1 protein-coding gene and 1 pseudogene are annotated in these 614 nt (G+C 63.8%); both read left to right on the top strand.

Translation table 11 applies throughout. The features are described 5' to 3' along the window. A pseudogene (locus FUT88_RS25940) lies at positions 1 to 286 on the top strand (UDP-N-acetylenolpyruvoylglucosamine reductase); the annotation flags it as partial. A gap of 148 nt (positions 287 to 434) precedes the next feature. Beyond that, positions 435 to 614 (top strand): pyrimidine/purine nucleoside phosphorylase (locus FUT88_RS25935; protein ID WP_147219384.1); only part of this gene is annotated, 180 nt, incomplete at its 3' end.

Raw genomic sequence — 614 nt, 5'->3', positions numbered from 1 at the left:
CGTCGATGCCGCCACGCGCGATGCCCTCGCCGAGCGTTTCCCGAATCTGGTCGGATATGTGCAGCCCGACGGCACCTACAAGCTCGCCGCCGGCTGGTTGATCGATCAGTGCGGCTTCAAGGGCCGGCAGAGCGGCGCGGTTGGGGTGTATGAAAAACAGGCGCTGGTGCTGGTACATCGTGGCGGCGGCAGCGCGATCCAGTTGATGACGCTGGCGCGCGAAATCCAGGACGCGGTTCATGCGCGCTTTGGCGTGCGCATCGAACCTGAGCCGGTCGTGGTGTAAAGAGGCGGGCGGATGGGCGCGCTGGGCATCTTGCGCCACATCGCACGCCTCAAGATCCGGGCAGCACTCGCCTGACGTACCCGCGGTCGATCCAATGGCCTAAAATGGCTGGTTTGACCCCACGACCTCCCTTTTCGCATTCCATTTCATGACCACCGAAACCTTTGACGGCGTCCGCCTGACCACCAAGGCCAATGTGTACTTTGACGGAAAGTGCGTCAGCCACAGCTTTACCCTGCCCGACGGCACCAAGAAGTCCGTGGGCGTGGTGCTGCCGGCCACGCTGACCTTCGGCACGGCCGCCGCGGAATCATGGAATGCGTGGGCG

The organism is Ralstonia sp. TCR112 (assembly GCF_007997035.1).
GTDB classification, from domain to species: domain Bacteria; phylum Pseudomonadota; class Gammaproteobacteria; order Burkholderiales; family Burkholderiaceae; genus Ralstonia; species Ralstonia edaphi.
Note: the sequence above shows the minus strand (reverse complement) of the source record. Positions and strands in the feature narration are given on the sequence as shown.